The sequence below is a fragment of the Scytonema sp. PCC 10023 genome (genome assembly GCF_963920835.1).
Taxonomy (GTDB): domain Bacteria; phylum Cyanobacteriota; class Cyanobacteriia; order Cyanobacteriales; family Nostocaceae; genus Kalymmatonema.
In genome coordinates this window covers 1-8,271 of record NZ_CAWUDP010000191.1, presented here as the reverse complement: position 1 = coordinate 8,271, position 8,271 = coordinate 1, and the positions used below count along the sequence as shown (strand labels likewise).

11 protein-coding genes are annotated in these 8,271 nt (G+C 43.8%); all 11 read left to right on the top strand.

Features of this window, described 5'->3' with window-relative positions:
* The first annotated feature begins 53 nt into the window (after positions 1–53).
* On the top strand, positions 54–1,031 hold the full coding sequence (locus tag ACM0OZ_RS46940; protein ID WP_414589832.1) for a CHAT domain-containing protein: 978 nt from the start codon (positions 54–56) through the stop codon (positions 1,029–1,031).
* A gap of 1 nt (position 1,032) precedes the next feature.
* Positions 1,033–1,275: a hypothetical protein gene (locus tag ACM0OZ_RS46935; protein ID WP_414589831.1), complete on the top strand. Its 243-nt coding sequence runs from the start codon at positions 1,033–1,035 to the stop codon at positions 1,273–1,275.
* Positions 1,276–1,662: 387 nt separating this feature from the next.
* Entirely contained in the window at positions 1,663–2,082 is a 420-nt protein-coding gene (locus tag ACM0OZ_RS46930) for an N-6 DNA methylase (protein WP_414589830.1), read from the top strand.
* 5 nt (positions 2,083–2,087) lie between these two features.
* Positions 2,088–2,684 carry an N-6 DNA methylase gene (locus tag ACM0OZ_RS46925; RefSeq protein WP_414589829.1) on the top strand — a complete coding sequence of 199 codons (597 nt, stop codon included), beginning with the start codon at positions 2,088–2,090 and terminating at the stop codon, positions 2,682–2,684.
* A complete protein-coding gene (locus tag ACM0OZ_RS46920; RefSeq protein WP_414589828.1) occupies positions 2,674–2,964 on the top strand; it encodes a nucleotidyltransferase family protein in 291 nt (96 codons plus the stop codon). Before ACM0OZ_RS46925 ends, ACM0OZ_RS46920 begins: the two co-directional genes overlap by 11 nt.
* A 12-nt stretch (positions 2,965–2,976) precedes the next feature.
* Positions 2,977–3,270, top strand: coding sequence for a nucleotidyltransferase family protein (locus tag ACM0OZ_RS46915; RefSeq protein ID WP_414589827.1), 294 nt, complete (start codon positions 2,977–2,979; stop codon positions 3,268–3,270).
* Between the two features lie 171 nt (positions 3,271–3,441).
* Complete coding sequence (locus ACM0OZ_RS46910; RefSeq protein ID WP_414589826.1) at positions 3,442–4,821, top strand: restriction endonuclease subunit S; 1,380 nt, start codon at positions 3,442–3,444, stop codon at positions 4,819–4,821.
* Complete coding sequence (locus ACM0OZ_RS46905) at positions 4,818–5,150, top strand: DUF6883 domain-containing protein (RefSeq protein WP_414589825.1); 333 nt, start codon at positions 4,818–4,820, stop codon at positions 5,148–5,150. The genes ACM0OZ_RS46910 and ACM0OZ_RS46905 overlap by 4 nt, the downstream gene beginning before the upstream one ends.
* 16 nt (positions 5,151–5,166) lie before the next feature.
* A complete protein-coding gene (locus ACM0OZ_RS46900; RefSeq protein ID WP_414589824.1) occupies positions 5,167–5,382 on the top strand; it encodes a DUF4926 domain-containing protein in 216 nt (71 codons plus the stop codon).
* 5 nt (positions 5,383–5,387) lie between these two features.
* Positions 5,388–5,597, top strand: coding sequence for a hypothetical protein (locus tag ACM0OZ_RS46895; protein ID WP_414589823.1), 210 nt, complete (start codon positions 5,388–5,390; stop codon positions 5,595–5,597).
* A 257-nt stretch (positions 5,598–5,854) separates the two neighbouring features.
* On the top strand, positions 5,855–8,260 hold the full coding sequence (locus ACM0OZ_RS46890; RefSeq protein WP_414589822.1) for a type I restriction endonuclease subunit R: 2,406 nt from the start codon (positions 5,855–5,857) through the stop codon (positions 8,258–8,260).
* The last annotated feature ends 11 nt before the right edge of the window (positions 8,261–8,271 follow it).

Below are 8,271 nucleotides of genomic sequence, written 5' to 3'. Positions count from 1 at the left end.
AGTACAGTTGAACTGTTATGGGAGTGAGCGCCGACTTTTAGTCTAAACTCCAGTTGCGAGACAAACGGACTTCTATCACCGATGTACAACACTCAGCGCGTGAAGTTGATAAACTCGTCATGCAACCTGTCCGCAAACTCTTGGGGAATACTCGCAAAATCCTCATTTCTCCCGACGGTGTTCTCAACCTGATTCCTTTTGAAGCATTAGTTGACGAAAATAACCGCTATTTAGTAGAAAATTACTCTCTGACTTACCTCTCCTCTGGACGCGACTTGCTACGACTGCAAAATTCGTTCCCCAGCAAACAGCAGCCAGTGGTCATAGCTGACCCTTTCTTTGATAAAAAAGGGGAAGTCGTCGCCATTAAACCTAATAATACCCGTTCAATTGACCTCTCCACAAACAATTTTCCTCCCCTACCAGGTACAAGGGAAGAAGCAAAAGCTATTGCTCCACTTTTAGGAGTTAAACCCCTCATCGGTACTCAGGCTAGTGAAGGTGTCATCAAAACACTTCAAAGTCCAAAAATTCTCCATATTGCTACCCATGGTTTCTTTGAAAGTGCTACACAAACAAAACAAAATCAAACCACAATCGATGATAATCCGCTCCTGCTTTCGGGATTAGTCCTTGCCGGCTTCAAAAATCGCCAAGGTGGAGGTAATGAGGATGGTATTCTTACCGCCTTGGAAACAACCGCACTCAACCTTGTTGGTACAAAATTAGCAGTCCTGTCCGCCTGCGATACTGGTATCGGGAAAGATATCACAGGCGAAGGCATTTATGGGTTACGTCGCGCTTTGGTGATTGCAGGTTCCGAGAGTCAGGTTATCAGCTTGTGGAAAGTAGATGATAGTGCTACCAAAGACTTGATGGTGTCTTACTTCCAGCGAGTTTTAGCCAACCAGGGACGCAGCGAAGCCATGCGTCAAACTCAGTTAAAAATGTTGCGCGGTGATAAGTATCAGCATCCCTACTACTGGGCTGCGTTTATTCCTTCTGGTGATTGGCGGGGAATGGGGCGTTGAGATGTCTAACATTGAACTTCCCATTTTTGCTTTCTGTTGGAAAGTGCATCAGCTAGGTAAAGTTTCTACCTTACGCTTACAGTTTCACCAGACACTCAACAACCGATTACTACAGGTAGTGTTTTGTGCCAAACAGCCTATCGACAGTAACCTTGGAGTAGGTTGGAAATTTTTTATCCAACACACTATTGTTACACAAGGCTTTGCAGAAATCTTTCAACTTTTTTATTGGAGATTGAGCTAAAAATCTTGCAATTTAATATAAGCAGAAATTTTGCAACTTTTTTATCTGTCTATAATAACAAACGTAATTTATGGCGATCGCCGTATCTCCTGCGGAGACGCTACGCGTTCACGAAGTGTGCGTTTTGCGCTTACGCGGAACGTGCGCTTTGCGCTCAGGCGGGGGTTACGCCCATCGCACACTCAGCACACTCAAGTTGTTGATACGAACTTTGCACTTGGGATGTACACTGAACTAGGAGTAAATAGCGCTAAATCCTTACAGGGAAAACCTTTGCAAAATTATACAACTTTTTTATTTGTTTTTAAATTGTAATATAATGAAATTATACAACTTTATTTTTGCCAAATTGCTGAGTTGCTAACTAGAGAATAATGATTGTAGGCGATGAAATTATACAACTTTTTTATTAGCGCACAGCAGGTGTTGGTAGAGATGCTGGAACCTTACAAAGGGCGAGTGTATGACCCCTGCTGCGGTTCTGGGGGAATGTTTGTGCAGTCCGAGAAGTTTGTTTTAGCACACGGTGGACGACTGGGTGATATTTCCATTTACGGGCAAGAGTCCAACCCGACGACGTGGAAGCTGTGCAAGATGAATTTGGCTATTCGCGGGATTGATGGGAATCTTGGCGGACAAAATGCCGATAGCTTCCACAACGACTTGCACAAAGACCTCAAAGCTGATTTTATTATCGCCAATCCGCCTTTTAATATGAGCGATTGGGGCGGGGAACGCCTGCGGGAAGACACAGCCGCTGGGATTATGGCACGCCGCCTACGGGTAATGCTAACTATGCTTGGGTAATGCACATGATACATCACTTGTCAACTCAGGGCGTGGCTGGGTTTGTGTTGGCAAATGGTTCGATGAGTTCCAACCAGTCAGGAGAGGGCGAGATTCGCAAAGCTATTATTGAAGCAGATTTGGTGGATTGCATGGTGGCTTTGCCGGGGCAGTTGTTCTACAATACCCAGATTCCCGCTTGTTTGTGGTTTTTGGCACGGAATAAGAAAAATGGGAAGTTCAGAAACCGCACTGGGGAAACATTATTTATTGATGCGCGGAAGATGGGGGTGTTAATTGACAGGGTACACCGGGAATTAACAGATGAGGAAATAGCCAAGATTGCCCAAACTTATCATGCTTGGCGGGGAGAGAAGGAGGCGGGTAAGTATGAAGATATAGCGGGTTTTTGTAAGAGTGCGAAGTTAGAAGAAATTGCAGCACATGGTTATGTTCTCACGCCGGGGCGGTATGTAGGGGCGGAGGAAGTCGAAGATGATGATGAGGCGTTTGAGGAGAAGATGTTGCATTTGACGCAGAAGTTAGAACAGCAGTTTGAGGAGTCGGCGAGGTTGGAGATGGCGATTAGGGAAAATTTGCGAGGGTTGGGATATGGGAATTGAAGAATTACTACTACCATTACGGGAAGAAATTCTGCAAATAGCAGCTAAACATGGGGCGTATAATGTGCGAGTCTTTGGTTCGGTAGCGAGAGGAGAGGCGCGAGAAGATAGTGATGTCGATTTTTTAGTCGAACTTGAACCGAAACGCAGTTTATTTGACTACATTGCTTTAATGCAAGATTTGGCAGAATTGCTAGGGCGAAAAGTTGATGTTGCAGAACCTGAAACTCTACATGAGTTGATTAAAGATAAAGTTTTACAGTCAGCGGTGGCGCTATAAAGAGGAATGAAAATGGGATTAAAACAACTCCTTCAAGAAAAACGAGAAGAAATTCTGAAGATTGCAGCAAAGCATGGGGCTTATAACATCCGAGTTTTTGGCAGTGTGGCTAGAGGTGAGGAAACAGAAGCAAGTGATATTGATTTTTTAATCGATTATGATTTAGAGAAAATTTCTGCTTGGTTTCCCGGTGGATTGATTCTAGATTTAGAGACTTTGTTAAATCGTAAAGTTGATGTTGTGACAGCTAAATCTTTACATAATTTAATTCGAGATAAAGTCTTTAATGAGGCGATCGCTTTATGAAAGATAGTCGGGTTTATCTGATTCACGTTCGAGTGGGGGGCGAAGGAAGTAGAAGATGATGAGGCTTTGAGGAGAAGATGTTGCATTTGACGAAGAAGTTGCAGCAGCAGTTTGAGGAGTCGGCGAGGTTGGAGGCTATGATTCGGAATAATTTAAAAAGGTTGGGTTTTAGTGATTAGTGCAGTCGAATCTATTTATGGGCAACTACCAAATCATTGGGAATTGGTAAGTGTGGGTGATTTAGTTAAAAGAGGTAAAGCGGATCTTCAAACAGGACCATTTGGAACTATGCTACACGCTTCCTCATATAAGCTTTTAGGAACACCAGTTGTAGCAGTTAAGCACATTGGAGAAAACCGTCTATTACATACTGATGATTTACCTCGCGTTGATGAAGAAACCCGTCAGCGACTCTCTCGGTATGAGCTAAAAGTAGGAGACATTCTTTTTGGACGCAAGGGAGCAGTTGAACGCAGAGCAATAGTCACCACACAAGAGGAAGGTTGGCTACAAGGAAGTGATTGTATTCGATTGAGATTACTTGGTACAGGAATTTCTCCAATCTATATTTCGTATGTTTTCGGTTCGAGTGTTTACCGCAGCTGGATTATTCGTAATGCTCAAGGGGCTACGATGCCCTCTCTAAATCAGGAAATAATTAGCAGAATACCACTTCCTATTCCCCCCCTCCCCGAACAAAAAGCGATCGCCCACATCCTAGGAACCCTCGACGACAAAATCGAACTGAACCGGGAGATGAACAAAACGCTAGAAGCAATGGCGAGGGCGATTTTCAAGTCCTGGTTTGTTGACTTTGATCCCGTGCGTTCCAAGATGGAAGGACGACAGCCAGTAGGAATGGATGCGGTGACAGCGGAACTTTTCCCAGATGAGTTTGAGGAGTCGGCGTTGGGGATGATTCCGAAGGGGTGGTTGTATCAACCTGCGGAAACTATTTTTAACGTTGGAATTGGGAAAACTCCACCAAGGAAAGAGCCAGAATGGTTTTCAACCAGTTGTCATGATATTCATTGGGTATCAATCCGCGACATGGGAGAGAGCGGAACATTTATTTCGGATACGAGGGAGTATTTAGTTCCAGAAGCCGTTGCTCGATTTAATATACAGATTATCCCAGACCATACAGTTCTCTTAAGTTTCAAGCTAACTATTGGTCGCGTTGCTCTAACTGATGGAGAAATGACTACAAATGAGGCGATCGCGCACTTCAAGTTAGGTAGCAAATTGCAATTATCGAGTGAGTACCTGTATCTCTATCTGAAAACGTTTGATTACAGCCAGCTAGGAAGCACCTCATCTATTGCTGAAGCTGTCAACTCAAAAATCATAAAAGCCATGCCGAACCTGATTCCGGATAGGGACTTGATGGAGCAATTTACCAATCAAGTAGCTGATATATTTACAAGGATTAAGGGCAATCAAAGAGAATCCCGCACCCTCTCTTCCATCCGCGACACCCTACTACCCAAACTCCTCTCAGGTGAAATCCGGGTGAAAGAAGCGGAGAAAGTTGTAGAAACCGTTTTATGAAACTTCCTCATCCCGAACGCGCTATCGTTGAAATAGAGAAAATAGCGGGTTACTGTCTCAACCCAGAACATCCAGAGGGAAAACACAAAGCGCGTGTATTTAAATCTGCCCTAAACTTAGATTTAGATAATACGGAAGAACTACAAGCAGCACTTTTACAAGCAGTTGCGACTTATGATGCTATCCCTGGTAAAAGCAATCCATATGGTCAAAAATATATCATCGATTTTCCTATGAGCCGTTCAGAAAAGCAAGCAATTATTCAAAGCGTTTGGATAGTCCGAAATGATGAAGGCTTTCCCCGCCTAGTCACCTGTTATGTACTTTAGGGAGTGAATCATAACAATGAAATTATTAGATGTTGTCGCGCTTCTTGAAGATTTACCAGAATTAGGATTATATCGCGGTCAAGTCGGAACAATTGTAGAAGAATATGAACCGGGAATTTTTGAAGTTGAATTTAGTGATTCAACTGGACGTACTTATGCAATAGAAACATTAAATGCTAATCAGCTAATGGTTTTGTATTATCAACCAATAGGGGAAAAAACATTAGTTTAAAATTGATGAAAATCAAAGTGATTAGAGAACAACAAGTTTTACAAGAAGGTATGCAAGTTTTGATGACGCATTTAGAGCCGTCCAAAGTATTAAAATTTTGGACGGTTTGTAAACTAGGTGAAGGAGATTATCTCAAATTGAAACAGCAGCTTTTTGAAAAAGAAACCGTTGCTAGTTTATATGAAAAAATCAAAGCATATCAAGATTCTCAGTAAAAATAAAATTACTGTAGGGTGTGTTAGGCGCACCGTTTCGATATGATTTGTAACAAAAACAGCAAGCAAAGCGCCTAACGCACCACGTTATATGGCGGTGCGTTAGGCTAAAGCCGTAACACACCCTACTTAAGATTTGCAGGGCTACGAAAAGCCCCCGGCTTTTAGCGGTGGGAAATGCGTTACATACAACCCACCAACTACCCAAAAGATGAGCCAAAATAGATACCGATAGCCAGCGTCAAGGAATCACATCGGTGTCAGGAAGATTTACAGAAAGCATCGTTGAAGAAGCTACCCTAGAATGGTTTGAACAACTAAACTACACCACCCTCCAAGCCTCAGAGATTGCCCCCGACTCCCCCAACCCAGAACGCCAAACCTACGCCGATGTCGTTCTCCTTCACCGCCTGCGTTCATCCCTACAAAAAATTAACCCCAAAATTCCCGCCGACGCTATCGAAGAAGCTATCCGCAAACTCACCCGCAGCGAAACACCCAGCTTATTTGAAAATAACCGCCGCTTCCACAAATTCCTCACCGATGGTGTAGATGTGGAGTATCAGACATCAGAAAGAATTGTATATGACCAAGTTAAATTAATTGACTTTACCAACCTAGAGAACAACGACTGGCTAGTCGTTAATCAGTTTACTGTTATTGAAGATAAAAAAGAACGCCGTCCTGATGTCGTGGTATTTATCAACGGCTTACCCTTAGCAGTCATTGAACTCAAAAACCCAACCGCCGAAAACGCCACAATCAAAAGCGCATTCAACCAATTACAAACTTACAAAAACGACATCCCCAGCTTATTTCCCTACAACGAAATTCTCGTAGTTTCCGACGGTACAGAAGCGAGAGTCGGAACCCTCACCGCCGACTGGGAACGGTTCATGCCTTGGCGTACCATCGCCGGAGATGAGATCACCCCCCGATCTCGGAACCTCACCCTGTCCTATCGGACATCCCTCTCCTTACTAAGGAGAGGGAAAGATTTTAGCGTAGCTAAAAGCGAGGGTGAGGTTTTGAGCGAGATGTGTAGGGGGGTAGAATTAGAAGTTGTCATTAAAGGCATCTTTGAAAAACACCACTTCCTCGACTTACTGCAACACTTCATCGTTTTTGAAGTAGACGGCAGCAATATCATAAAAAAAATCGCAGGCTATCATCAATTCCATGCCGTCAACAAAGCTATTGAATCTACTGTAAAAGCAACTTCCTCTGGAGGCGATCGCCGCGTTGGTGTTGTCTGGCATACTCAAGGCAGCGGTAAAAGTCTCACAATGGCATTCTACGCCGGAAAGATTATCCAACATCCGGCAATGGCAAACCCCACCTTAGTTATTGTCACAGATCGCAACGACTTAGACGATCAATTATTTAGTACCTTCGCTACCTGTTCCCACCTCTTACGCCAAACCCCCACGCAAGCAAAAGACACAGAACACCTGCAAGAACTTCTCAAAGTTGCTTCCGGTGGCGTTATCTTTACCACCCTGCAAAAATTCCAACCCGAACGCGGCGAGAAATACCCGCCACTTTCCCACCGTCAAAACATCATCGTCATCGCCGACGAAGCGCACCGTTCCCAGTACGGCTTAAAATCTCGCGTCGTCAAAACAGAAACTGAAGCTTATATTTCCTACGGTTTCGCGCAACACCTCCGCGACGCTTTACCCAACGCCTCGTTCATCGGCTTTACTGGAACACCTATTGAAGAAGCCGATAAAAGCACCCCCGCCGTCTTTGGCGATTACATCGACATCTACGACATCCAACAAGCCGTCGAAGATGAAGCCACTGTCCCGATTTATTATGAAGGACGACTGGCAAAGCTGGAACTCAAAGAAGAAGAACGTCCAAAAATTGATCCTAACTTTGAGGAAGTTACAGAAGACGAAGAACAAACAACCAAAGAAAAACTCAAGAGTAAATGGGCAAGGTTAGAAGCTTTGGTTGGTTCCCAAAAACGTATAGCTCTAGTAGCACAAGATATAGTCGAGCATTTCGAGAATCGCCTCTCTGGTTTAGACGGCAAAGCAATGATAGTTTGTATGAGTCGGAAAATTTGTGTAGACTTATATAACGAAATTATCAAACTTCGTCCTGACTGGCATCACCCCGACGACGACAAAGGCACAATTAAAGTCGTCATGACAGGTTCAGCGGCGGACGAACAACCATTACAACCCCACATCCGCAGTAAAGCCAGACGTAAAGAACTAGCGAAACGCTTCAAAAACCCAGCCGACGAGATGAAATTGGTAATTGTGCGGGATATGTGGCTCACGGGTTTTGATGCTCCATGTCTGCACACTATATATATAGATAAGCCAATGCGGGGTCATGGGTTAATGCAAGCGATCGCCAGAGTCAACCGCGTCTTCAAAGATAAACCCGGTGGCTTGGTGGTAGACTATCTCGGCATTGCCGAACAACTTAAAGCTGCCCTCGCCGCTTATACCGAAGGCGACAGAGAAAAAACAGGCATTCCCCAAGAAGAAGCTGTCCAAATCATGCAGACAAAATATCAAACTGTCTGCGAAATGTTCCAGGGATTCAATTACAGTAAATTCTTTGATGGTACGCCGACACAGCGATTATCTATTATTCCATTAGACATCTCCAAAATAGAAGCATTATCTAGTAAAAGAGTATAAAATTAGATTTT

Bases quoted from the DNA above. Each gene is read 5' to 3' on its own strand.
- ACM0OZ_RS46915 (WP_414589827.1), top strand. From the start codon at position 2,977: ATGGGATTAAAACAACTCCTTCAAGAAAAACGAGAAGAAATTCTGAAG.
- ACM0OZ_RS46895 (WP_414589823.1), top strand. From the start codon at position 5,388: ATGAAAATCAAAGTGATTAGAGAACAACAAGTTTTACAAGAAGGTATG.
- ACM0OZ_RS46925 (WP_414589829.1), top strand. From the start codon at position 2,088: ATGATACATCACTTGTCAACTCAGGGCGTGGCTGGGTTTGTGTTGGCA.
- ACM0OZ_RS46935 (WP_414589831.1), top strand. From the start codon at position 1,033: ATGTCTAACATTGAACTTCCCATTTTTGCTTTCTGTTGGAAAGTGCAT.
- ACM0OZ_RS46905 (WP_414589825.1), top strand. From the start codon at position 4,818: ATGAAACTTCCTCATCCCGAACGCGCTATCGTTGAAATAGAGAAAATA.
- ACM0OZ_RS46930 (WP_414589830.1), top strand. From the start codon at position 1,663: ATGAAATTATACAACTTTTTTATTAGCGCACAGCAGGTGTTGGTAGAG.
- ACM0OZ_RS46920 (WP_414589828.1), top strand. From the start codon at position 2,674: ATGGGAATTGAAGAATTACTACTACCATTACGGGAAGAAATTCTGCAA.
- ACM0OZ_RS46900 (WP_414589824.1), top strand. From the start codon at position 5,167: ATGAAATTATTAGATGTTGTCGCGCTTCTTGAAGATTTACCAGAATTA.